General features: G+C 58.5%; 20 protein-coding genes. 10 read left to right on the forward strand and 10 right to left on the reverse strand.

Annotation, left to right across the window (positions count from 1 at the left end):
• The first annotated feature begins 7 nt into the window (after positions 1 to 7).
• From recF to gabP, 3 genes are all read left to right on the forward strand, one after another.
• A complete protein-coding gene (gene recF, locus ACODSJ_RS00565) occupies positions 8 to 1,111 on the forward strand; it encodes a DNA replication/repair protein RecF (RefSeq protein ID WP_489099871.1) in 1,104 nt (367 codons plus the stop codon).
• A 5-nt stretch (positions 1,112 to 1,116) separates the two neighbouring features.
• Positions 1,117 to 3,534: a DNA topoisomerase (ATP-hydrolyzing) subunit B gene (gyrB, locus tag ACODSJ_RS00570; protein ID WP_489099872.1), complete on the forward strand. Its 2,418-nt coding sequence runs from the start codon at positions 1,117 to 1,119 to the stop codon at positions 3,532 to 3,534.
• A 298-nt stretch (positions 3,535 to 3,832) separates the two neighbouring features.
• The gene (gene gabP, locus ACODSJ_RS00575) at positions 3,833 to 5,227 is read left to right on the forward strand and encodes a GABA permease (protein ID WP_489099873.1); all 1,395 of its coding nucleotides are present in this window, start codon (positions 3,833 to 3,835) and stop codon (positions 5,225 to 5,227) included.
• Positions 5,228 to 5,359: 132 nt separating this feature from the next.
• Here gabP and ACODSJ_RS00580 read toward each other — a convergent pair whose 3' ends face one another.
• Positions 5,360 to 6,094, reverse strand: coding sequence for a response regulator transcription factor (locus tag ACODSJ_RS00580; protein WP_489099874.1), 735 nt, complete (start codon positions 6,092 to 6,094; stop codon positions 5,360 to 5,362).
• A gap of 216 nt (positions 6,095 to 6,310) precedes the next feature.
• Between ACODSJ_RS00580 and ACODSJ_RS00585 the strand changes: the two genes are divergently transcribed.
• Positions 6,311 to 7,828 (forward strand): sensor histidine kinase, encoded by a 1,518-nt coding sequence (locus ACODSJ_RS00585; RefSeq protein ID WP_489099875.1) that lies wholly within the window; start codon positions 6,311 to 6,313, stop codon positions 7,826 to 7,828.
• Between the two features lie 202 nt (positions 7,829 to 8,030).
• Here the strand turns inward: ACODSJ_RS00585 and ACODSJ_RS00590 are convergent, their stop codons facing one another.
• The 4 genes from ACODSJ_RS00590 to glyQ all read right to left on the reverse strand — a co-directional run bounded on the left by ACODSJ_RS00590 (position 8,031) and on the right by glyQ (position 12,433).
• Positions 8,031 to 8,810, reverse strand: a complete 780-nt coding sequence (locus tag ACODSJ_RS00590; RefSeq protein WP_489099876.1) for a lysophospholipid acyltransferase family protein — start codon at positions 8,808 to 8,810, stop codon at positions 8,031 to 8,033.
• Between the two features lie 81 nt (positions 8,811 to 8,891).
• A complete protein-coding gene (gene gmhB, locus ACODSJ_RS00595; RefSeq protein WP_489099877.1) occupies positions 8,892 to 9,425 on the reverse strand; it encodes a D-glycero-beta-D-manno-heptose 1,7-bisphosphate 7-phosphatase in 534 nt (177 codons plus the stop codon).
• Positions 9,426 to 9,428: 3 nt separating this feature from the next.
• The gene (gene glyS, locus ACODSJ_RS00600) at positions 9,429 to 11,483 is read right to left on the reverse strand and encodes a glycine--tRNA ligase subunit beta (RefSeq protein ID WP_489099878.1); all 2,055 of its coding nucleotides are present in this window, start codon (positions 11,481 to 11,483) and stop codon (positions 9,429 to 9,431) included.
• On the reverse strand, positions 11,480 to 12,433 hold the full coding sequence (glyQ, locus tag ACODSJ_RS00605; RefSeq protein ID WP_022641565.1) for a glycine--tRNA ligase subunit alpha: 954 nt from the start codon (positions 12,431 to 12,433) through the stop codon (positions 11,480 to 11,482). Before glyQ ends, glyS begins: the two co-directional genes overlap by 4 nt.
• A gap of 81 nt (positions 12,434 to 12,514) precedes the next feature.
• On the opposite strand from glyQ, the gene tag reads away from it, so the two are divergent.
• The 3 genes from tag to ACODSJ_RS00620 all read left to right on the forward strand — a co-directional run bounded on the left by tag (position 12,515) and on the right by ACODSJ_RS00620 (position 15,044).
• Entirely contained in the window at positions 12,515 to 13,072 is a 558-nt protein-coding gene (gene tag / locus ACODSJ_RS00610; RefSeq protein WP_489099879.1) for a DNA-3-methyladenine glycosylase I, read from the forward strand.
• 42 nt (positions 13,073 to 13,114) lie between these two features.
• Positions 13,115 to 14,002 (forward strand): lysophospholipid acyltransferase, encoded by an 888-nt coding sequence (locus tag ACODSJ_RS00615; RefSeq protein WP_489099880.1) that lies wholly within the window; start codon positions 13,115 to 13,117, stop codon positions 14,000 to 14,002.
• Between the two features lie 253 nt (positions 14,003 to 14,255).
• Positions 14,256 to 15,044: an SDR family NAD(P)-dependent oxidoreductase gene (locus ACODSJ_RS00620; protein WP_489099881.1), complete on the forward strand. Its 789-nt coding sequence runs from the start codon at positions 14,256 to 14,258 to the stop codon at positions 15,042 to 15,044.
• A gap of 217 nt (positions 15,045 to 15,261) precedes the next feature.
• Here ACODSJ_RS00620 and ACODSJ_RS00625 read toward each other — a convergent pair whose 3' ends face one another.
• Positions 15,262 to 16,386, reverse strand: a complete 1,125-nt coding sequence (locus ACODSJ_RS00625) for a GGDEF domain-containing protein (RefSeq protein ID WP_489099882.1) — start codon at positions 16,384 to 16,386, stop codon at positions 15,262 to 15,264.
• Between the two features lie 498 nt (positions 16,387 to 16,884).
• Entirely contained in the window at positions 16,885 to 17,259 is a 375-nt protein-coding gene (locus ACODSJ_RS00630) for a lysozyme inhibitor LprI family protein (protein ID WP_489099883.1), read from the reverse strand.
• 714 nt (positions 17,260 to 17,973) lie between these two features.
• On the opposite strand from ACODSJ_RS00630, the gene ACODSJ_RS00635 reads away from it, so the two are divergent.
• From ACODSJ_RS00635 to ACODSJ_RS00645, 3 genes are all read left to right on the forward strand, one after another.
• On the forward strand, positions 17,974 to 18,333 hold the full coding sequence (locus ACODSJ_RS00635) for a DUF6124 family protein (RefSeq protein ID WP_489099884.1): 360 nt from the start codon (positions 17,974 to 17,976) through the stop codon (positions 18,331 to 18,333).
• Between the two features lie 421 nt (positions 18,334 to 18,754).
• A complete protein-coding gene (locus tag ACODSJ_RS00640; protein WP_489099885.1) occupies positions 18,755 to 19,729 on the forward strand; it encodes a hypothetical protein in 975 nt (324 codons plus the stop codon).
• 222 nt (positions 19,730 to 19,951) lie between these two features.
• The gene (locus ACODSJ_RS00645; protein WP_489099886.1) at positions 19,952 to 20,719 is read left to right on the forward strand and encodes a sulfite exporter TauE/SafE family protein; all 768 of its coding nucleotides are present in this window, start codon (positions 19,952 to 19,954) and stop codon (positions 20,717 to 20,719) included.
• An 85-nt stretch (positions 20,720 to 20,804) separates the two neighbouring features.
• Here ACODSJ_RS00645 and ACODSJ_RS00650 read toward each other — a convergent pair whose 3' ends face one another.
• From ACODSJ_RS00650 to ACODSJ_RS00660, 3 genes are all read right to left on the reverse strand, one after another.
• Positions 20,805 to 21,578 (reverse strand): MetQ/NlpA family ABC transporter substrate-binding protein, encoded by a 774-nt coding sequence (locus ACODSJ_RS00650; protein WP_489099887.1) that lies wholly within the window; start codon positions 21,576 to 21,578, stop codon positions 20,805 to 20,807.
• A gap of 85 nt (positions 21,579 to 21,663) precedes the next feature.
• Complete coding sequence (locus ACODSJ_RS00655) at positions 21,664 to 22,338, reverse strand: methionine ABC transporter permease (RefSeq protein ID WP_139641438.1); 675 nt, start codon at positions 22,336 to 22,338, stop codon at positions 21,664 to 21,666.
• Positions 22,338 to 23,345: a methionine ABC transporter ATP-binding protein gene (locus ACODSJ_RS00660; RefSeq protein ID WP_489099888.1), complete on the reverse strand. Its 1,008-nt coding sequence runs from the start codon at positions 23,343 to 23,345 to the stop codon at positions 22,338 to 22,340. The genes ACODSJ_RS00655 and ACODSJ_RS00660 overlap by 1 nt, the downstream gene beginning before the upstream one ends.
• Positions 23,346 to 23,524: the final 179 nt, after the last annotated feature.

Consider the following 23,524-nt stretch of genomic DNA (forward strand, 5'->3'; position numbering starts at 1 on the left):
ACCCTAGATGTCCTTAAGTCGCGTCTCGGTCACCGCGGTGCGCAATCTGCACCCGGTGACCTTCTCCCCCTCCCCTCGCATCAATATCCTTTACGGCGCCAACGGCAGCGGCAAAACCAGCGTCCTGGAAGCCGTTCATCTGTTGGGGCTTGCCCGATCGTTTCGCAGCACGCGTCTGTTGCCAGTCATCCAGTATGAGCAACTGGCCTGTACGGTATTCGGGCAGGTCGAACTGGCTGAGGGCGGCCACAGCGCCTTGGGGATATCGCGGGATCGGCAAGGCGAATTCCAGATCCGCATAGACGGACAGAACGCCCGTAGCGCTGCGCAGCTGGCAGAAATCCTGCCGTTGCAGCTGATCAACCCCGACAGTTTTCGCCTGCTCGAAGGGGCGCCCAAGATACGCCGGCAGTTTCTAGACTGGGGTGTGTTCCACGTGGAACCGCGTTTCATGGCCACCTGGCAGCGCTTGCAGAAGGCGCTGCGTCAGCGAAACTCTTGGCTGCGGCATGGTACACTTGACGCCGTTTCGCAAGCGGTTTGGGACAGGGAACTGTGCCAGGCCAGCGCTGAAATCGATGAATACCGCCGCGCTTATATCAAAGCCTTGAAACCGGTCTTCGAACAGACCTTGAGCGAACTGGTTGAGCTTGAGGGCCTGACGCTCAGCTATTACCGAGGCTGGGACAAGGACCGGGAACTGAGTACCGTGCTGGCTGGCTCGCTGCAGCGGGACCAGCAGATGGGGCATACCCAGGCTGGCCCACAACGTGCTGACTTGCGTCTTCGATTGGGCGCACATAATGCCGCGGACATCTTGTCCCGGGGACAGCAGAAGTTGGTGGTGTGCGCCTTGCGTATCGCCCAAGGGCACCTGGTCAGCCAGGCCCGCCGCGGTCAGTGTATTTATCTGGTGGATGACTTGCCGTCCGAGCTGGACGAAGCCCACCGTCGGGCGCTTTGCCGCTTGCTGGAAGACTTACGCTGCCAGGTCTTTATCACCTGTGTAGACCACGAATTATTGAGGGAAGGCTGGCAGACGGAAACGCCAGTCGCTCTGTTCCACGTGGAACAGGGCCGTATCACCCAGACCCACGACCATCGGGAGTGAAGGCATTGAGCGAAGAAAATACGTACGACTCAACGAGCATTAAAGTGCTGAAAGGCCTGGATGCCGTACGCAAACGTCCCGGTATGTACATTGGCGACACCGACGATGGCAGCGGCCTGCACCACATGGTGTTCGAGGTGGTCGACAACTCCATCGACGAAGCCCTCGCCGGTTATTGCGACGACATCAGCATCATCATCCACCCGGATGAGTCCATCACCGTTCGTGACAACGGCCGTGGCATTCCGGTAGACGTGCACAAAGAGGAAGGCGTTTCCGCCGCCGAGGTCATCATGACCGTGCTGCACGCGGGCGGTAAGTTCGACGACAACTCCTACAAAGTATCCGGCGGCCTGCACGGTGTAGGTGTGTCTGTAGTGAACGCGCTGTCCGAAGAGCTGGTACTGACCGTTCGCCGCAGCGGCAAGATCTGGGAACAGACCTATGTCCACGGCGTCCCCCAGGCACCGATGGCAATCGTTGGCGACAGCGAAACCACGGGTACCCAGATCCACTTCAAGGCTTCGAGTGAAACCTTCAAGAACATCCACTTCAGCTGGGACATCCTGGCCAAGCGGATTCGTGAACTGTCGTTCCTGAACTCCGGTGTCGGCATCGTCCTCAAGGACGAGCGCAGCGGCAAGGAGGAGCTGTTCAAGTACGAAGGCGGCCTGCGTGCGTTCGTCGAATACCTGAACACCAACAAGACTGCGGTCAACCAGGTGTTCCACTTCAACATCCAGCGTGAAGATGGCATCGGCGTGGAAATCGCCCTGCAGTGGAACGACAGCTTCAACGAAAACCTGTTGTGCTTCACCAACAACATCCCGCAACGCGACGGCGGCACGCACCTGGTGGGCTTCCGCTCGGCGTTGACCCGTAACCTGAACAACTACATCGAACAGGAAGGCCTGGCGAAGAAGCATAAAGTCGCCACCACCGGTGACGATGCCCGCGAAGGCCTGACCGCGATCATTTCGGTGAAGGTACCGGATCCGAAGTTCAGCTCCCAGACCAAGGACAAGCTGGTCTCTTCCGAAGTGAAGACGGCGGTCGAACAGGAAATGGGCAAGTACTTCTCCGACTTCCTCCTGGAAAACCCGAACGAAGCCAAGCTGGTGGTCGGCAAGATGATCGACGCCGCCCGTGCCCGTGAAGCGGCGCGCAAGGCCCGTGAGATGACCCGCCGCAAAGGCGCGCTGGACATCGCCGGCCTGCCGGGCAAGCTGGCTGACTGCCAGGAAAAGGACCCTGCCCTGTCCGAACTGTACCTCGTGGAAGGTGACTCTGCTGGCGGTTCCGCCAAGCAGGGCCGTAACCGCCGGACCCAGGCCATCCTGCCGCTCAAGGGCAAGATTCTCAACGTCGAGAAAGCGCGCTTCGACAAGATGATTTCCTCGCAGGAAGTCGGCACCTTGATCACTGCGCTGGGCTGCGGTATCGGGCGCGAAGAGTACAACATCGACAAGCTGCGCTATCACAACATCATCATCATGACCGATGCTGACGTCGACGGTTCGCACATCCGTACCCTGCTGCTGACTTTCTTCTTCCGTCAGCTGCCTGAGCTGATCGAGCGCGGCTACATCTACATCGCTCAGCCGCCGCTGTACAAGGTCAAGAAAGGCAAGCAAGAGCAATACATCAAAGACGACGACGCCATGGAAGAGTACATGACGCAGTCGGCCCTGGAAGACGCGAGCCTGCACCTGAACGAGGACGCCCCGGGTATCTCCGGCGAAGCCCTGGAACGCCTGGTCAACGACTTCCGCCTGGTGATGAAAACCCTCAAGCGCCTGTCGCGCCTGTACCCACAGGAACTGACCGAGCACTTCATCTACCTGCCCGCTGTCAGCTTGGAGCAACTGTCCGATCATGCAGCGATGCAAGATTGGCTGGCCCAGTACGAAGTGCGCCTGCGCACTGTCGAGAAGTCCGGCCTGGTCTACAAGGCCAGCCTGCGCGAAGACCGTGAACGTAACGTCTGGCTGCCGGAGGTCGAACTGATTTCCCATGGCCTGTCGAACTACGTCACCTTCAACCGTGACTTCTTCAGCAGCAACGACTACAAGACCGTCGTCTCCCTTGGCGCGCAACTGAGTACGCTGCTGGACGAAGGCGCGTACATCCAACGGGGCGAGCGCAAGAAGTCGGTGACCGAGTTCAAGGAAGCCCTTGAATGGCTGATGACCGAAAGCACCAAGCGCCACACCATCCAGCGATACAAAGGTCTGGGTGAAATGAACCCGGATCAGTTGTGGGAAACCACCATGGATCCAGGCTCACGGCGCATGCTGAAAGTGACCATCGAAGACGCCATTGGCGCGGACCAGATCTTCAACACCTTGATGGGTGACGCGGTCGAGCCACGTCGTGACTTCATCGAGAGCAATGCGTTGGCGGTGTCTAACCTGGATTTCTGATTTTCCAGCACCACCACACCCAAAAAAGCCAACGCCCACGCGTTGGCTTTTTTTTACGCCCGAAAATAACGTTCCCTGCCCCGCACCCCATTGGCGCAAATGGGGTAGCGCGGTAACACTTTGGCACAAAACCTTCACCCTCAACACTTTGCGAATTGCCTGAAAGGCCCGGACGACGGGGCTATAGGTTTTCTGGCGCAGAACTTGCGTGTTAAATAATCAACACACCGTCTTTTTAAATTTACAAAGGGCGGTGGTACGAGGCGTTACGTATAAATCCAATACCAAGGGTGTCTCAATGAGCGGTACGCAAATTTCCAATAATCTGGAGCAAGGGCTCAAGCCTCGTCATGTGACGATGCTGTCCATCGCCGGCGTTATCGGCGCAGGTCTTTTCGTTGGCTCCGGCCACGCTATCGCAGCCGCCGGTCCGGCTGTGCTGTTGGCTTATGCCGCCGCCGGTGCGCTGGTGGTGTTCGTGATGCGGATGCTGGGTGAAATGGCGGTGGCTTCGCCAGATACCGGTTCTTTCTCGACTTATGCCGATCGTGCGATTGGCCATTGGGCCGGCTTCACCATCGGCTGGCTGTACTGGTGGTTCTGGGTCCTGGTGATCCCGTTGGAAGCCAACGCTGCGGCGACGATCCTGCATGCCTGGTTTCCCAACATTGCCATCTGGAGCTTCACCCTGGTGATCACGTTGCTGCTCACGGCAACCAACCTGTTCAGTGTGAAGAACTATGGCGAGTTCGAGTTCTGGTTCGCTCTGGTCAAGGTCGTGGCGATCGTTGGTTTCATCGGCCTGGGCATCCTGGCGGTGTTCGGTTTGTTGCCCACCAGCCAAGTCAGCGGCGTTTCGCACCTGTTTGATACCCAAGGCTTCCTGCCTAACGGCATGGGCGCGGTGTTGGGGGCTATCCTGACCACCATGTTCTCGTTCATGGGTACTGAGATCGTGACCATCGCGGCCGCTGAATCGAAGAACCCGGGCCAGCAGATTTCCAAGGCGACCAACTCGGTTATCTGGCGGATCGGCTTGTTCTACCTCGTGTCCATTTTCATCGTCGTGGCCCTGGTGCCATGGAACGACCCGATGCTGGCGAGCCTGGGTTCCTACCAGACTGTGCTGGAACGCATGGGTATCCCCAATGCCAAGCTGATTGTCGATATCGTGGTCCTGGTTGCGGTAACCAGCTGCCTGAACTCGGCGCTCTACACGGCTTCGCGCATGATGTTCTCGTTGGGCAAGCGCGGTGACGCGCCGGCCGTTTCCCAGCGCACCAACAGCAGCGGCACGCCTTACTGGGCCGTCATGCTGTCGACGGGCGCAGCCTTCCTGGCGGTGTTCGCCAACTACGTGGCTCCGGCGGCCGTCTTCGACTTCCTGCTGGCCAGCTCGGGCGCCATCGCGTTGCTGGTGTACCTGGTGATCGCGGTTTCGCAGCTGCGTATGCGTAAACAGCGCATGGCTCGCGGTGAAAAAATCGCGTTCAGCATGTGGTTGTTCCCTGGCCTGACCTATGCGGTGATCGTGTTCATCGTCGGGGCCCTGACCATCATGCTGTTCCAGGAAGCGCACCGCGTGGAGATCCTCGCGACCGGTCTGCTCAGCGTGCTGGTCGTTGCGTCCGGGTTGCTGGTGCAACGTCGGCGGATCGCGAGAACAGGAAGTTTGGTACAGACAACCAGGTGACATCCATTGTGGCGAGGGAGCTTGCTCCCGCTTGAGTGCAAAGCACTCACAAAAAGGGGCCGCTTCGCCCGAACGCGGACCGGCCCAGCGGGAGCAAGCTCCCTCGCCACAGATGTGTCCTTACGGCTTGCTCTAACCCGCCACCGCCGCTTCGCTCCCCGCCGTCACACTCTCCAACCGATACCCATATCCGTAGATCGTCAGCAACTGCCAACCCCTATCGGCCGTCAGCCCAAGCTTGTTGCGCAGGCGATAGATGTGGGTGTCGAGCGGTCGGGACGAGGACATTTCCTCGTGGGTCCAGAAGCGCTCGTAGAAGTATTCGCGGGACAAGGGGCGGCCCAGGTTGGCGAACAGGCAGCGGGCCAGGCGGTATTCGCGCTCGGTCAGGCTGATGGGGATGCCTGCCCGGGTGACGGTCAATTCGGCGTCGTCGAACTCCAGGTCATTGAACACCAGCACATCGCTGGCGGGCGCGCGTTGCAGGTTATGGCGGCGCAGCACGGCGGTGACCCTGGCCTTGAGTTCGTTGGGCCTGAAGGGTTTGCTCACGTAATCGTCGGCGCCGGCGTTGAGGGCCTTCACGATGTCGTGTTCGCCGTCGCGGCTGGTCAGCATGATGGCGGCCGGTGGTGAGTCCATGTGTTCGCGGGTCCAACGCAGCAGCGCCAAGCCGCTGATGTCGGGCAACTGCCAGTCGAGGATCAGCAGGTCGAAGGTTTCCCGGCGCAGTTGGCGCAACAGGTCCTCGCCTCGTTCAAAACTGTGCAGGGTCCAGGGCTGCTCGGCCCTACCGCAAATTTGCTGCAGTGTCTGTTCCACCCGGCGCAACTCGGCCGGTTCGTCATCCAGTATGGCGACACGCATGGGGCGCGATTCCTTGATCTCGAGAGTAACGGACATCTCAGGTGGCCGTTCGATGGCTACCTGTCGCTGGCTGCGACAATACCGGCTCGCCCATCAGAGTGAAAGGCTGCAGCCGGCCGGTCGTCGAGTCCGCTATAGTCTTGGGCTTTTCCTGTTGCCGGTTTGACGCATGCTCCCTGTAAAAGATCCTCGTCCTGGCGCCCAGCCAGCGTGCTTATGAACCACTCGCGCCGGCGTGAAAGCCGTGAACCGAGTCAGGTCCAGCGTCTGTTTCGACAATTGATGCGCGAGTGGGCGTGGATCAGCCTGCTGCTCCTGCCGCTGACCGCCCTGCTGTCGTTTTTTAGCCAATCGACCCATGACGGTGCGGGCACGGCGTTGTTGTCTGTGTGCCTGGTGGGGTGTGTGCTGGCCCTGTTGCTGCTGCGACCACACCTGGCCTTATGGACCACGGTGTTCGGAATGAGCCTGGCCCTGTTGATCAGTGCCGTGCTGGACGCACGGGGTAGCTGGTGGTCGCCGATGGCGAGCGTGTTGGGCATGTTGTTCGGTTACCTGATCTGGAACTGGCGGCGCCTGAGCGTGGTGCTGGCGTATTTTGGTTGGGAGCTGGCGCGTCTGGACAAGGAACCCAAGGTCTTTCCGGAACGGCGCCGTGCACCGTATACCGGCAGCGACCGCTTGCAGGGCCAGATCATGGCACTGGAACAAGCCATGGGCCGAACCCGGGATACCCGGCGCTTTATCGCCGACGGCCTTGAATACTTGCCCGTGGCAACGATGATCAGCGACCCCCAAGGCAAACTGTTGCTCGGTAACCGCAAGGCGCGGGATCTCTTCGGCCATGACCTGGCCGGCGGCGAGGTGCAGGAGCTGCTCGCGCAGTTGGGTTATCCAGGGCTGGAGCAGAGGCGTTCCCTTCCGTTATCCACACTGCCGCTGCTGGAGTTTCGCGACATCCGCGAGCGCAGCTTGCGCCTGGAACGGGCGGCGCTGTTGCCAGTGGATGGCGATGCGCCTATTGGCTGGCTGCTGAGCCTGACCGACCTGAGCGCCGAACGTGAGGCGGAAGAACAACGCAGCGTGACGCTGCGATTTCTGTCCCACGACTTGCGCGCCCCGCATTCGGCGATCCTGGCGCTGCTCGATGTGCAACGCCATCAGGAGGGTGGGGATAACCCGCTGTTCGACCAGATCGAACGCCAGGTGCGTCGTGCCCTGGACCTGACCGAGGGCTTCGTGCAATTGGCCAAGGCTGAGTCCGAGGCCTATCAATTCCAACCCACACTGTTCGCCATGCTGGTCCTGGACGTGCTCGACCAAGCCCTGCCGATCGCCCAGGCCAAGCGGATTCAGTTGGTGCATGAGATAGAAGACGAAGAGGCGATGGTGAGGGCGGACCAGCCGTTGCTGACCCGCGCCCTGTTCAACCTGCTGGAAAACGCCATCAAGTACAGCCCGGAAGGCACCCGCATCGCCTTGCAGGTGAGTTGTGCACTGGGTTGGCTGAACTGCGACGTCACGGACCATGGCAAGGGCATCAGTGCACAAGAACTACCGGATCTGTTCAGCCAGTACCGACGGTTTTCTTCGGCCCATGGCGTGGATGGTATTGGCCTTGGGTTGTCGATGGTCAAGGCGGTGGTGGACCATCACGACGGACAAATCGAATGCCATAGCGTAATCGGCGAAGGGACAACGTTCAGCTTGCGGTTTCCGTTGCTCAAAGAATGAAAGCTCGCAGCCTTCGGCAGCTCCTACGGGATCGGATAGACCCGTAGGAGCTGCCGAAGGCTGCGAGCTTTTTTGAGTGCCAGAAAAACTTATGCACCTAGGTGTGCGTTTTATGAGCTTAGGAAATATGTATTAAAAACAATAAGTTACTAAACAAGAGCAACGCTTTTCGAAAAAACGGTACACAGGTTATCCACAGATCTCAAACAGCGACCTGGTCTGTTGCGGCCGGTGTTGCGGAGGCTGGAGGCAGCGAACCCATGTCCCGTTGCGCCTGTTCGTTCCAGGCCTGGACACGATCATTGAGGTCGGCGATGGCGCGGGGGCCAGTGCCTTCGGCGTACATCGGCGCACCGATCACCACTTGGATCACGCCGGGGGTTCTGACCCAGCCCGCCTTGGGCCAGAATTTGCCAGCATTGTGTGCAATCGGCAGTACCGGCAGTTCCGCGTTCACTGCCAATGCGCTACCGCTGCGGGAGAATTTACCGATTGTCCCGTAGGGAACACGCGTGCCTTCAGGGAAAATCAGCACCCAAGTGTGGTCCTTGAGCAACTCGTCACCCTTCTTCGCCACCTGCTTGAGCGCCAGTTTGGGATTGTCGCGATCGATGGCAATCGGGCGCAGCATCGCCATGGCCCAGCCGAAGAACGGGACAAACAGCAGTTCACGCTTGAGGACCTGGCTCAACGGCTCGAAATAGGCCGAGAGAAAGAACGTCTCCCAAGTGCTCTGGTGGTTGGACTGGATCACGCACGGGCGCGCGGGCACGTTCTCGGCGCCCTTCACTTCGTAGCGGATGCCCAGGAACACCTTGCTCAGCCACAGTGCGCAGCGGCACCAGTACACATTGATGAAGCGGTAGCGCGCCTTGAACGGCAGAAAAGGCGCGATAAAGAAACTCAAGGTGCACCACAACAACGAACTGGTGCCCAGCAGCAGGTAAAAGAGAAAGCTTCTGATGGCCTGCAATGTCGACATAGCGGCGTTTACCGTTGCGGGCAATGCCCGTCTAGTTCAAGCGCGTCCCGAACAGTCCTTGATCAGGATGTCTTGGGAGCTCTAATTGTGGATAAGTTCAGCGGCAATCGCCGCCAGGTCGTCAAAAACCAGGGTGCCTACCGGTAGGGTCTTGCCCAGCGTCTTTTCGCCTTTCCCGGTCTTTACCAAAACAGGCTGACAGTCGACGGCCTTGGCTGCCTCCAGGTCACCGAGGCTGTCGCCGACGAACCACACGCCGGCCAGCGCCACGTCGTAATGCGCGGCGATGGCGTTCAACATGCCCGGCTTGGGCTTGCGGCAATCGCAACCTTCGTCGGGCCCGTGTGGGCAATAGACGATCAGCCCGACGTCACCGCCCTGCTCCGCCACCAACGAACGCAAGCGTTCATGCATGGCCTCGAGGACGGCGAGGTCGTAATAACCGCGGGCGATGCCCGACTGGTTGGTGGCGACCGCCACCGTCCAGCCGGCCTTGCTCAACTGCGCGATGGCTTCGATCGAACCGGGGAGCGGCAGCCACTCCTCCACCGATTTGATGTAAGCGTCGGAGTCGTGGTTGATCACCCCGTCCCGATCGAGAATCAGCAGTTTCAAGGCTTACCCCAGCAGCGAAATATCGGCGACGCCAAGGAACAGCCCACGCAGGCGCGCCAGCAACGCGTAACGGTTGGCCCGTACGCTGGCGTCTTCGGCGTTGACCATCACCGCTTCGAAAAACGCATCCACCGGCTCGCGCAATGCTGCCAGGCGCGCCAGGGTTTCGCTGTACTGACGCGACGCCGCCATTGGCTGGACCGCCTGGTCTGCCTGCTGGATCGCCGAATACAGCGAGAACTCATTGGCGTTGTCGAAGTACTTGGCTTCGACGGTGGTCGCGATGCTGCCCTCGGCCTTGCTCAGCAGGTTCGACACCCGCTTGTTCACCGCTGCCAGCGCGGCGGCTTCCGGCAGTTTGCGGAAGGCTTGCACCGCTTGCACACGCTGGTCGAAGTCCAGGGCCGAACCCGGTTTCAGGGCGCGCACCGACAGATAAGTCGCGACGTCGACGCCTTCGTCTTCATAACGCGCACGCAGGCGGTCGAAGATGAATTCCAGCACCGCATCGGCCAGGCCGGCGGCCTTGACCTTGCCGCCGAACGCGTTGACGGCGAAGGCCACGGCGTCGTTCAGGTCCAGGTCCAGTTGCTTGTCGATCAGGATACGCAGCACGCCCAGGGCCGCACGGCGCAGGGCATACGGGTCTTTGCTGCCGGTGGGCAGCATGCCGATGCCGAAAATGCCCACCAGGGTGTCGAGCTTGTCGGCGATGGCCACGGCTGCACCGGTCAGGGTGGTCGGCAGTTCTGCGCCGGCACCGCGTGGCATGTATTGCTCATTCAGCGCCAGGGCCACGTCTTGCGGCTCGCCGTCGTTGAGGGCGTAGTAGTAACCGGCAACGCCTTGCATTTCCGGGAACTCACCGACCATCTCGGTCGACAGGTCGCACTTGGACAGGATGCCGGCACGGGCTGCGCGCTGGGCGTCGCCGCCAATGCGTGGAGCGATGAACGCGGCCAGTTTCGACACGCGCTCGGCCTTGTCGTAGACGCTGCCGAGTTTTTCCTGGAACACCACGTTGCGCAGGCGCTCGTTGAAGCTTTCCAGCGGCTGCTTCTTGTCTTGCTTGAAGAAGAACTCGGCGTCGGTCAGGCGCGGGCGAACGACTTTTTCGTTACCGGCGATGATCTGCTGCGGGTCCTTGCTTTCGATGTTGGCCACGGTGATGAAACGCGGCAGCAACTTGCCTTCGGCGTCCAGCAGGCAGAAGTACTTCTGGTTGTCCTGCATGGTGGTGATCAGGGCTTCCTGCGGCACTTCAAGGAAACGTTCCTCGAACGAGCACACCAGCGGCACCGGCCATTCCACCAGCGCGGTCACTTCGTCCAGCAGGTTGGCCGGCACGATGGCGGTGCCTTCCTGACGGGTTGCCAGCTCTTCGGTGCGCTTGCTGATCAGCTCGCGACGCTCGTTGGCGTCGGCCAGCACGTAGGCGGCACGCAGGTCGGTCAAGTAGTTGGCCGGCGAGGTGATGCGCACGTTCTGCGGATGGTGGAAACGGTGACCGCGGGAATCGCGACCGGCCTTCTGGGCCAGGATCGTGCAATCGATGACTTCGTCACCGAGCAGCATCACCAGCCACTGGGTTGGGCGCACGAACTCTTCCTTGCGCGCGGCCCAGCGCATGCGCTTGGGAATCGGCAGGTCGTTCAGGGAATCTTCGACGATGGTCGGCAACAGGCTGGCGGTCGGCTTGCCCTTGATGCTCTGGCTGTAGCGCAGTTTCGGACCGCTCTGGTCGATCTCGCTCAGGTCCACGCCGCACTTCTTGGCGAAGCCCAGGGCGGCTTGGGTCGGGTTGCCGTCGGCGTCGAACGCGGCCTGGCGTGGCGGGCCGTCGAGGTTGATGCTGCGGTCCGGCTGCTGGGTCGCCAGGGCGGTGATCAGCACGGCCAGACGGCGCGGTGCGGCAAATACCTGCTTGGCCTCGAAGTTCAGGCCAGCGGCGTGCAGGCCTCTCTCGATACCGGCCAGGAACGCATCGGCCAGGGTGTTCAGGGCTTTGGGTGGCAGTTCTTCGGTGCCCAGTTCAACCAGAAAATCTTGAGCACTCATTGTGCAGCCTCCAGCTTAGCCAACACTTCATCACGCAGGTCCGGGGTCGCCATCGGGAAGCCCAGCTTGGCACGGGCCAGCAGGTAGGCTTGCGCGACGGAACGCGCCAGGGTGCGCACTCGCAGGATGTATTGCTGGCGTGCAGTCACGGAGATCGCCCGGCGCGCGTCCAGCAGGTTGAAGGTATGGGACGCCTTCAACACCATTTCATAGCTCGGCAACGGCAGCGGCTGGTCCAGTTCGATCAGGCGCTTGGCTTCGCTTTCATAGAAGTCGAACAGTTCGAACAGCTTGTCGACGTTGGCGTGTTCGAAGTTGTAGGTCGATTGCTCCACTTCGTTCTGGTGGAACACATCGCCATAGGTCACTTTGCCGAACGGGCCGTCAGCCCACACCAGGTCGTAGACCGAATCCACGCCTTGCAGGTACATGGCCAGGCGTTCCAGGCCGTAGGTGATTTCGCCGGTCACCGGGTAGCACTCGATGCCGCCCGCCTGCTGGAAGTAGGTGAACTGAGTCACTTCCATGCCGTTGAGCCAGACTTCCCAGCCCAGGCCCCAGGCGCCCAGGGTCGGCGACTCCCAGTTGTCTTCGACGAAACGAATGTCGTGCACCAGCGGGTCGAGGCCCACGTGCTTGAGGGAACCCAGGTACAGCTCCTGGAAGTTCTCCGGGTTCGGCTTGAGCACCACCTGGAACTGGTAGTAGTGCTGCAGACGGTTCGGGTTTTCGCCGTAGCGGCCGTCAGTCGGGCGACGGCTAGGCTGCACATAGGCGGCGTTCCAGGTTTCCGGGCCGATGGCGCGCAGGAACGTGGCGGTGTGGAAAGTGCCGGCGCCTACTTCCATATCGTAGGGCTGAAGTACCACGCAACCTTGCTCGGCCCAGTATTGCTGGAGGGCGAGGATCAAGTCTTGGAAGGTACGCACGGCTGGCGTAGGCTGGCTCACGAAATTCACCTGTTTCTTGGGCTGCGATTTAAAGAGCGGGAGTATACCCGATTCGTTCGTGCGCACGCCCCCTGGAGCCTTATGCCACGCTGCTTTTGGTGTACCGAAGATCCGCTGTACATGGCTTATCACGATCAGGAGTGGGGCACGCCGCTGCGCGATGCGCAGGGTTTGTTCGAGTTGCTTTTGCTCGAAGGGTTCCAGGCCGGGCTGTCCTGGATCACCGTTTTGCGCAAGCGCGAGCACTACCGCAAGGTGATGTACGGCTTTGATGTACAGCGCCTGGCGCAGATGAGCGACGCCGAAATCGACGAACTGATGCTCGACCCCGGCATCATCCGCAACCGTCTGAAGCTCAATGCCGCCCGGCGCAATGCCCAGGCCTGGCTGGCGCTGGAAGACCCGGTTGCGTTCCTCTGGTCGTTCGTCGACGACACGCCCGTCATCAACCATTTCAAGGACCGCAGCGAAGTGCCGGCCATCACGCCCCAGGCCGTGGCGATGAGCAAAAGCCTGAAAAAGGCCGGCTTCACCTTCGTCGGGCCGACCATTTGCTACGCCTTCATGCAGGCCTCGGGCATGGTCATGGACCACACCCAGGACTGCGACCGCTACGCCGTGTTGGCAAACGGCGGTTAGAATAGTCGGCTCGCGACACGGCCATGAATTCAGGAGTCACCTGTGGATAAGTTGAAAGGCGCCTTGCTGGTCGGCGCTCTGCGGTTGTTTGCGCTGCTGCCCTGGCGAGCGGTGCAGGCGACGGGTTCGGCCATCGGCTGGCTGATGTGGAAGTTACCCAACCGCTCCCGCGACGTGGTGCGGATCAACCTCGCCAAGTGCTTTCCCGACATGGACCCGGCCGAGCGTGAACGCCTGGTGGGCCAGAGCCTCAAGGACATCGGCAAATCCCTGACCGAAAGCGCCTGCGCCTGGATCTGGCCGGCCCAGCGCTCCATCGACCTGGTGCGCGAAGTCGAAGGCCTGGACATCCTTAAAGAGGCACTGGCTTCCGGCAAAGGCGTGGTCGGCATCACCAGCCACCTGGGCAATTGGGAAGTGCTCAACCACTTCTATTGCAGCCAGTGCAAACCGATCATTTTCTACCGTCCGCCCAAGCTCAAGGCGGTGGATGAACTGCTGCAGAAACAACGCGTGCAGTTGGGCAACAAAGTTGCGGCGTCGACCAAGGAAGGCATCCTCAGCGTCATCAAGGAAGTGCGCAAGGGTGGCCAGGTGGGTATTCCCGCCGACCCGGAACCGGCTGAATCCGCCGGTATCTTCGTGCCCTTCTTTGCCGTCAAGGCCCTGACCAGCAAGTTCGTCCCGAACATGCTCGCCGGCGGTAAAGCGGTCGGCGTCTTCCTCCACGCCCTGCGCCTGCCGGACGGCTCGGGCTACAAAGTCATCCTCGAGGCCGCCCCCGAGGCCATGTACAGCACCGACACCGAAACCGCCTGCGCCGCCATGAGCCAAGTGGTTGAACGCTACGTGCGCGCCTACCCGAGCCAATACATGTGGAGCATGAAACGCTTCAAGAAACGCCCACCGGGCGAGGCGCGGTGGTACTGAGCCCTGACAGTCACCGCAATCAAACTGCTGTGCGCTATCCCTGTGGCGAGGGAGCTTGCTCCCGCTGGGCCGGTCCGCGTTCGGGCGCAGCAGCCCCATTCAGCCCCTAAAGAGGCGAAAACCCCCAATCGTGTCCATGATTAAGGGCCCTGCGATATCCCAGACGTCGAGTGGACGATTATTCGAGAGGCTCGAGATCGGCCAGTCAGAAACATCGCAGCCCCTCTGGTTCATTAATCAAGGAGTCACGTTCATGAAAATCGACTTCACCGGACGTCACGTGTTAGTCACCGGATCCACCAGCGGTATCGGTTTTGCCACAGCCAAAGGCTTCCTCGAAGCCGGCGCCCACGTGGTCATCAACGGTCGCAGCGCAAGCAGCGTGGAGGACGCCTTGCAACGCCTGGGCGAACTGGCGGCACGGGCCAAAGGCTTTGTCGGTGACCTGAGCAACGAATCCGGCTGCCAGGCATTGATCGCCCAATACCCACGCTTCGATGTGGTGATCAACAACCTCGGCATCTTCAAACAGGAAGACTTTTTCGAAACGCCGGACAGCGAGTGGCAACGCTTCTTCGAAACCAACGTGATGTCGGGCGTGCGGGTGTCCCGGGCCTACGCGCCGGGGATGGTCGAACGTGGTTGGGGGCGGATTGTGTTTGTCTCCTCGGAATCGGGCGTGAACATTCCCGCCGACATGATCCACTACGGCTTCAGCAAAACCGCGCAACTGTCCATCGCTCGCGGCCTGGCCAAGCGCCTCGCCGGCACGGGCGTCACGGTGAACTCGGTACTGCCCGGGCCGACACTGTCCGAAGGCGTAGCCCAAATGCTCCAGGCCGACGTTGAGCGCAGCGGGGAACGCCTGGAAAAGGTCGCGGCCGACTTCGTCAAGCAGCACCGCAGCTCCTCGATCATCCAGCGCGCGGCGCGGGTAGAAGAAGTCGCCAACATGATCATCTATGCCAGCTCGGAACAGGCCTCGGCCACCACTGGCGCCGCACTGCGGGTGGATGGTGGGGTGGTGGATAGCATCGTTTAGCGGGGTGCGTCGTTATCGGCGAACGCCTATAAGTTGGGGCGCAAACCTGTGGGAGCAAAGCTTGCTCGCGATAGCGGCAGAGCAGTCAATTGTCGTCGACTGGCTTACCTCAATCGCGAGCAAGCTTTGTTCCCACGGTTTGTGGTCCACAACTGACTGGCATTAACCGAACTATCAATAGGAAGCAGCCCACGGTATCAGCGCTGTTACCCAGCCCCTAAGCCACAGCCACCTGATTGCGCCCCTGCGCCTTCGCCCGATACAACGCCTTATCCGCACTGTTCATCAAGCTGTGCAGGTCCTTATACCCTGCCTCCGTCGACGCCACCCCAAGGCTGGCGGTGATGCGATGAACTGGCTCGATCATCAAGCCATCAATCGTCTGGATCAGTTCTTCCGCAATCTTGAGGGCAACGTCGATGGACGTGTCCGGTAGCAGTACCGCGAACTCCTCACCCCCGAGCCGCCCCTGGACATCCGTTGCCCGAAACGACGAACTGATCACCGCGCCCATTTGGCGCAACACCTGATCCCCGACCTGATGGCCGTAGGTGTCGTTGATGTGCTTGAAGTGGTCCATGTCCAGCATCACGGCGCACACCCCTCGCCGGTTGGCTTTGCATTCGTCGTAAAGCTGCTGGGCATGTTCGAAAAACGCCCGTCGACTCTTCAGCCCGGTCAGTTCATCGGTTTGTGCGGCACGGGTTGAAACGCTGTTCGCCTGCTCCATTTCGCGGGTGAGTCGAAACGCGGTTTCCAGTGCCTGGGACATTTTATGCGTCGCGCGGGCCGCAAAGGCGGCGAACACCAGGATCGAAAGCCCCATGCCGACTTGAATCGAGGACGGTTGAAACAGCAGCCACACGGTGCTCGGAAACAGCACCAGGCCAATGGAGGCCAGCGTCATGTCGCGGTAGGCCGAATAACACGACACCGCACTGACGGACATCCCCACCGTAAAAAGCATGACTAAAGCCTGCGACAGCAGATCGTCCGCCGGCATGACCACGAACGCGCCGCCGCCCCAGATGCTGGCGGACAACACCAGCGTGACCCAGTACTTGCGCTCCCAGCGTTGAGGCGTGCGCTCACTTTCATCGCTGCGCAAATAGGCCAGGAACATCGCGATGCGCAACAGCGTCGAGCCCGTCAGTATGCCCAGCCACCCAAGAATGGCGCTGTGCTCAAAACGATCCCAACACAGCCAACTGAGCATGATCGCCGCGAGATAACTGCCGAAAACCGCCGAAACGGATTGGCGAAAAAGTTGCTGTAACCGATCAGTCCGCACCTGCTTGGCGATGAAAAGATCTGGGGCACTCCGAGATCTCGGAAAATCCATGTAAACCACCTGATCATGAAGCAACCAAAAAACCATTGTGGCACCCTGCCACTAACGCAAACAACCGAATACAGCGTAACCGCCCGTAAAACCCCGAAAGCATCGCCTCCGCTTCTTTCAATAGCAAGACGATTACACGACACAACGCCCCTGTGGCGAGGGATTCATCCCCGCTGGTTGCGCAGCAATCCCAAAAGGCCTCCCCCAACCCCTGTGGCGAGGGAGCTTGCTCCCGCTGGGTTGCGCAGCAACCCCAATCAATACTTGCCCACCGACGCCATGGCCAGACCGGATGCCAGATAAACTTCCCCCCATAAAAAAACCCGACACCTTGGTGTCGGGTTTTCCTGGGGTACGACTTTTCACTTGTCCTATCGCCTCTAGTTAGCGATAGATGTCCGCTTATTCCGACCCCGCGAGTGAGTCACGGGGGTGCAAAAGGGATAGCGCGCAATCTTGAAGGAGCGAGAGCAAGCCCACGTGCTCATTGCTTACGGCTTACTCGACTTGCGACAGCTTGGCGTCATCGCAACCGGCAGCACGGCACTCGCGCTCGACAGCCTTGAGTATGACGATACGCGCCTCGGTCTTCTCGTTGGCACAGTCCAGGTAGAGCAGGCCATCGTTGGAACAGGCGCTGTCACGATTCTTGATCCACTGGATTTGAGCGGCTTTCACTTTTTTCTTCTGCTCCGGGTTCAGAGCCCCCATCGTCTTCTTGTACTGATCATTGATTTCCTGATCCGACTGAACCATTTTCAACGAAGCGCAATAGGTTCTGTCGTAGGCGTTTCGAGGGTTATCGCAACTCATCGCAAATGCCGACGCGGATGCCATTGCCAGCAATCCTCCAACCAACAAAGACTTGATCACTCACTTCTCTCCCTGAATGCCCTCTATTCATTAGAGGTCGCGGCGGTGAATCTATCATGAGGGTCGGAGAACAATGAAGCGGATCCTATGGCCTCCAGCTCCTTGATTGCAGCGGCGCTTATCCACACCATCGAGCCACGTAACGCAGCCCTTTGTGGCGAGGGGATTTATCCCCGCTGGGTCGCGCAGCAACCCCAAAAATCTCCATGCAACAAAAAGTCCGTGGCGAGGGAGCTTGCTCCCGCTGGACCGGTCCGCGTTCGGGCGCAGCAGCCCCAAACCAGCCAAACACATTCCTACAGACCAACCCCACCAGCCATGCGGCCCATTCGCAAGCATCCCTCTAGCCCCGAACTACAGGTCATAAACACCACCTGTTTATCCTCCCGCCCCAAGCCTTCCACGAGGCTACCCAACCTTGCGCCTTTGCCTACAACTACGCCAGAATCCGCCCGCTTGTGCGCCTTGCCCCCGGGTTCTATCGTTTCCCTGCCACTGCCCATCAGTGGTCGGGTTTAGTAGCCCGAGGTATTTAGTAAGGTGCAAGGCTCCTGTCAGTCAGGTATTTCCATACCTGTATTTGATGGCGGCTGTGCGCAGGGCGCCCTCGGGCGCGCCGGCTTTGCTGAGTCCCCGGTCTACTAACCTGCGTACAGCTGCCACCCTTCTGTTTAGTAGCTAAAGGGTTGCGGCATCACCTACAGGACTTAGCTCATGTTCAAACCTACGCCGAATCCGCCAGAGACGGATCACACTTCCCGGTACACAAAATCCCAGGCTAAAAAGCACGACGAAGCCGCCAAACGCACCTTGGATTACTACCTGCTACCAAAACCGGAAAAGACCGAAGATGCGTCCCAACCGGGCCAGCTCTTCACCGTCGCAAAAAACGCCGACAACGAATCCCTCCTCGCCAACCTCAGCGAAACGCTGGCAGCAGCCGACGCGATGGTCAGCAACCTGGCCTTCGACCTGGAAGGTCCTCGCCGTCATATCCTTCTAGGCGTCCAGCAACTGATTGAGCTGAGTTCATTGCTGGCGAATCGGGTGTTGGATAACGTCGATCCGAGGTAACAGGTAGATAGCCATCAACGAAAACCCGACGCTATGCGTCGGGTGTGCTTTGTTGGGGCGCTCATCTAGGGCTAAAGCGCTCCCTTCTCGGCGCACATGGGGTTCATTCCCTGTTGGGTGCAACAGCTTTAAAAGCTCCCTCATTCCTATAGACGAACCCCATACCTGCTGCCTCATACCCAAGGCGGTCAGCCGCAATTGTCCTTCATTTACGAACTACAGGCCAATAACGGTCCCCTGTTTATCCTCCTACCATCAACCTTTCCGCCGAGCTACTTACCCTTGCGCCTTTGCCTACAGCTACGCCGGAATCCGCTGGCTTGTGCGCCGTGTCTATAGTTTCTATCGTTTGCATGCACTTAATGGCGGCTTGAATCTTAGATCGTTGCCTTTATAAAATTTTAAAGATTAAGGCTAAATCATGAATTCATTTTTATCTCGCAACCGCATTAACATCTCCGAAAAATTTTTGTCTATGCACGAGTTTGGCGAGGTTTTTATTGAGGCATTACCTAGACATCTGAAAAATTTGAAGATACCCGGAAGATTGATCTCGGATGGACACCGTCGGGCCCCCCTGCCTGCGCAGATCGAACAAGTTGGTGAAATTCAAAATGCGATGCGCGAAGTCCTTTGTCACCCCATTACACAAGATGCTCAGTTCGAGGCTGAACACGCTTTTCAAACATTTCTTAAAAAAGACCAAACCGATGTGGGAGTCCTAAAATTCTTTAATGGGTGGAACGAAACTCACAAAACTACGAGTCTGGTTTCTGCAAAAACAATCATGCGTTTGTCCGCAGACGCTGTCTCTATCTCTACTGAAAGACAAATGGGATACAACATTATTTTGGCGCATATGCATGAAGTTGCTAAAGACGATTTCGGTCTTGGGCATGAGGGGCATGATGGTATGTATTCCTACATGACTGCCGCCTTTGGTGCTACAGGTTGGGTAGAGAGTCAATATGCCGTTAACGAGTGTAATATTTTTTCTGATTTTCTTTACAAAGTAGGTGTGAAGAAGCATAGAGCTGCCATGGACTCAATAGAGCATAAACAAGCCATCATGGATGCCATGATGGTTTCAATCTCTTCAGAGCTTTGGAATGGACGTGAGTACAATTTTATCGCTCAATATATCGAAGAAAAGTTAATTTCTGTGAATGCTTCATTGAGCAATAACGTCAAAAGTCTTCGCGAAGCAAAAGGCTATGTCATGGCGCATTCTGGGGAGATAGAAAACAAGCATGGGCTGCATGCTTTAGCCGCAGCGCAAGCTTTCGGTCGCCTAGTCGACCTGAGGCTTGATATTGATAAGCTCAAGGGCGTCATGCTTGATTACAACCAACGTGCTGGAAAAGCTTTCCATGCCCTGCATGAAGCACTGTTGTAATGTACGAAGAGCAGCAGTTATGTGTTGATTAAGCATTCCCCCTCTCAGCGTGACTTTTGACGACATGAACAGACGGAGATATATGAAGTTAATCCTGGTTGATATTAATTTGCTTTGATCAACTCCATGCTTATCAAGAGTTTAAAATTTCTGTGCATGTTCGAATTTTTAATTCGGCAACGATGCATAGCGAAGCTATGAAGTTAAGGGTGGATAATGCTTATGCAAATTGAATACGCCATGGTTGCACTCGGATTTTTTGCTTTCTGCGGGGGGATGATCGATGCCGCTGTGGGTGGAGGGGGCCTGGTGCAAGTACCTGCCCTCCTCCATGCATTGCCTCAGCACTCGTTAAGCACTGTTTTTGGAACTAACAAGCTGGCTGTTCTTGTTGGAAATATTTCTTCTATATTTAGTTACGTGAAAAGAATAAAAATTGTTTGGAAGCTCATGCTTCCGACGATGGTTTCCGCTTTTGTATTTTCGTTTATGGGGGCACTTTCCGTTTCGCTCGTTCCGAAGGCGATTATGGAATATGTTGTACTTTCTGTATTGGTGGCGATGGCCATTTATACATTTGCAAAAAAAGATCTAGGTCGTGTTCACACGAGTGTTCAATGCGGCCCCAGAGAGATTTTTCTTGGGATTATTTTTGGCGGGGTAGTTGGGTTTTATGATGGGGTTTTTGGCCCTGGCAGCGGCAGTCTTCTGTTATTTATCTTTGTTAAATATTTCGGCTACGATTTTCTGAACGCATCCGCGTCAGCAAAACTGGTTAACTTGGGAACTTTTAGCGCAGCACTGCTATTTTTTATACCTTCTGGTCATGTGCTATGGGCAATCGGTGGATTGGTCGCGGTGTGTAATATGGCGGGCGCCCTGACGGGTACTTTTCTAGCTTTGCGATATGGGAGTGGGCTAATTCGGATACTGTTTCTTTTTTTATTGATGTTTCTTATTGGCCGGATGGGACTATCCATTCTGCTATGACTGAGTTCTGTGCAATGTCATCAACATTCTAAAAAAACGGGCCTGCATTCCCACGCAGCCCCGTTTTCTTCACAACCCATTCAAATCAAAAAGCCGGCAAAACCGCCCCTTTGTACTTCTCAAGAATGAATTTCTTCACTTCCGGCGTATGCAAAGCCGCCACCAGCTTCTTCATCGCCTCACTGTCCTTATCATCCTCACGCGCCACCAGGATGTTCACATACGGCGAGTCGCTGCCTTCAATCACCAGCGCATCCTTGGAAGGATCCAGCTTCGCCTCCAACGCATAGTTGGTATTGATCAACGCCAGATCCACCTGAGTCAGCACTCGCGGAATAGTCGCCGCTTCCAGTTCACGGAATTTCAGGTCCTTCGGGTTTTCAACAATGTCCTTGGTAGTCGACAGGATGTTGCCCGAGTCCTTCAGCTTGATCACGCCAGCCTTGGCCAGCAGCAGCAGCGCGCGGCCGCCGTTGGTGGCGTCGTTGGGGATGACGACGTTGGCGCCGCCTGGCAGTTCTTCGAGTTTTTTGTACTTGCTGGAGTACGCACCCAACGGTTCCAGGTGTACGCCGGCGACGCTCACCAGGTGGGTGCCCTTGGCCTTGTTGAATTCATCCAGGTACGGCTGGTGTTGGAAGAAGTTGGCGTCCAGGCGCTTTTCGGCGACTTGGACGTTGGGCTGGATGTAGTCGGTGAAGACTTTGACCTTGAGGTCCACGCCTTCCTTGGCCAGGGCCGGCTTGACGAATTCGAGGATTTCCGCGTGCGGAACCGGCGTGGCCGCGACGGTCAGGGTGTCGGCGGCATGGGCGGAAAACGCTGCAGCGGCAGCGAAGGCAACCAGTAGCTTTTTCATTCAGCAAACTCCTTGTGTGTGCCCGCTTGCGGCGCCTGCTCTGGGCGCCGCGGATGGCCGGCTCATGGTTATTGGCGCAAGGCCTTTATTTTCTAGAGAAATGCACAACCAGTTTATCGCCCACGGTTTGCAGCACCTGGACCAGCACCAGCAGCAACACCACGGTGACCACCATTACATCGGTCTGGAAACGCTGGTAACCGAAACGAATCGCCAGGTCGCCCAAGCCACCGGCACCGACCACACCGGCCATGGCCGTGTAGGAAACCAGCGTAATGGCCGTGACCGTAATCGCGGCGAAAATGCCCGGGCGGGCTTCCGGCAGCAAGGCGTTGACGATGATCTGCCGGGTGGTCGCGCCCATGGCCTGGGTCGCTTCGATGATGCCGCGATCGACTTCGCGCAGGGCGGTTTCCACCAGGCGGGCGAAGAACGGTGTCGCGCCCACTACCAATGGCGGAATGGCCCCGGCCACACCCAGGGACGTGCCGGTAATCAATACCGTGAACGGGATCATCACGATCAACAGGATGATGAACGGCAGCGAACGCAGGATGTTGACGATCAGCGACAGCAGCGCATAAACGCCCCGGGCTTCGAGCAACTGGCGTGGGCTGCACAGGAACAGCAGCACGCCCAGCGGCAGGCCGAGCAGCACGGTGAACAGCAGCGAACCGAACAGCATGAGGAAGGTGTCGCCGGTGGCCAGCCAGATTTCCAGCCAGTCGATGTTTACAAAGAAATTCGTCAGCAGTTCCATCAGCGCAGCACCTCCATGTGGACATCGGCCGCGCTGAAGCGGGCAAACGCCGCCTCCAGGTCACCGCCGGTGATGGCGAGGGTCAGTTGCCCGTAGGGGGTGTCTTTGATTCGGTCGATTCGGCCGGCCAGGATGCTGTAGTCCACGCCCGTTTCGCGGGCGACGGTGCCGAGCAGCGGCGCGTAGGTGGAATCGCCCTGGAAGGTCAGACGCACGATGCGCCCCGGTACGTGGGCAAAGTCGTCGCGCTGTTCGCCTTCGTCGATCTGCTCGTCTTCCTGGACAAAACGCTTGGTGGTCGGGTGCTTGGGGTGCAGGAACACGTCGGCCACGGGGCCTTTTTCGACGATCACGCCGGCATCCATCACCGCCACTTGGTCGCAAACGCGACGGATCACGTCCATTTCATGGGTGATCAGCACGATGGTCAGTTTCAGTTCGCGGTTGATCTCGGCCAGCAATTGCAGCACCGAGGCGGTGGTTTGCGGGTCGAGGGCGCTGGTGGCTTCGTCGCACAGCAGGATCTTGGGCTTGGTCGCCAGGGCTCGGGCGATGCCGACGCGCTGTTTCTGGCCACCGGACAGTTGCGCCGGATATTTCTTGGCGTGGTCGGACAAACCCACCCGTGCCAGCAGTTCGGCGACCCGTTGGTCGATTTCGCTGTGGGACAATTCGCCGGCCAGCGTCAGGGGCAGCGCCACGTTGTCGGCCACGGTCTTGGACGCCAGCAGGTTGAAGTGCTGGAAAATCATCCCGACTTGCTGGCGGAAACGCCGCAGGCCGTTGGCGTCCAGGGCGGTGACTTCCTCGCCGTCGACGATGATCTTGCCGCCGCTGGTGTCTTCCAGGCGATTGATCAGGCGCAGCAGGGTACTTTTTCCCGCACCGGAATGGCCGATGAGGCCGAAGACCTGACCGTTCTCAATCGTCAGACTGGTCGGGTGCAGCGCGGGGATTTCCTTACCGGCGACCCGGTAGGTTTTATAAACGTTTTGAAACTCGATCACGTAGCGAACCTTGTGGGGCGCGTTGGAATAGGATCAGCGGTTAGCCGGGCGCGCATTTTAGCCTGTCCGTATAGAGGTTCTTAGCATTTATTTGCCGATCAACCTGCCAATTGGCAATAACGCGATCAAAGGCATAAAAAAGGAACGCGGCCAAACGGTGTCGGTCACTCCTTAAAGCC

This window comes from Pseudomonas sp. FG6, from assembly GCF_057809015.1.